This window comes from Mesorhizobium sp. M8A.F.Ca.ET.208.01.1.1 (genome assembly GCF_004791315.1).
In the GTDB taxonomy this organism is placed as follows: Bacteria; Pseudomonadota; Alphaproteobacteria; order Rhizobiales; family Rhizobiaceae; genus Mesorhizobium.
This window is the reverse complement of sequence record NZ_SRUT01000175.1, coordinates 1-339: the sequence shown is the minus strand read 5'-3', so window position 1 is coordinate 339 and position 339 is coordinate 1. Positions and strand designations below refer to the sequence as shown.

1 pseudogene is annotated in these 339 nt (G+C 62.5%); it reads right to left on the bottom strand.

Annotation, left to right across the window (positions count from 1 at the left end):
* A pseudogene (locus tag EN851_RS34795) lies at nt 1-339 on the bottom strand (hypothetical protein); the annotation flags it as partial.

Genomic DNA, 339 nt, shown 5'->3' with positions numbered 1-339 from the left:
CGAAACGGGACCGTCTCGATCGTCGCCATATGAAACAGCGCCGCGCCGGCACGCGCGGCGAAGTTTGCCGGCGCCGAGGCAAGGTGTGTCCAGCCACGCTCGCCCATCGCGGCCTCGGCGAAGGCCGAGCCGGCATAGACGGTGTTGGTCATCAGCACGACACCGTTTCCCTTGAGCACCTTCTGGATGCGCGTCGTAACCTGATAGGCGTCGGTGCGCTCAAAGACGATGCGGCTTTTCAGGAAACGGTTCTCGACCTTGACCAATGGCGGGTTGATCACGCGGAAGCCGAATTGGCTCGGCGAGAAGCCATGATACTGCGCGCTTACCTGATGGGCA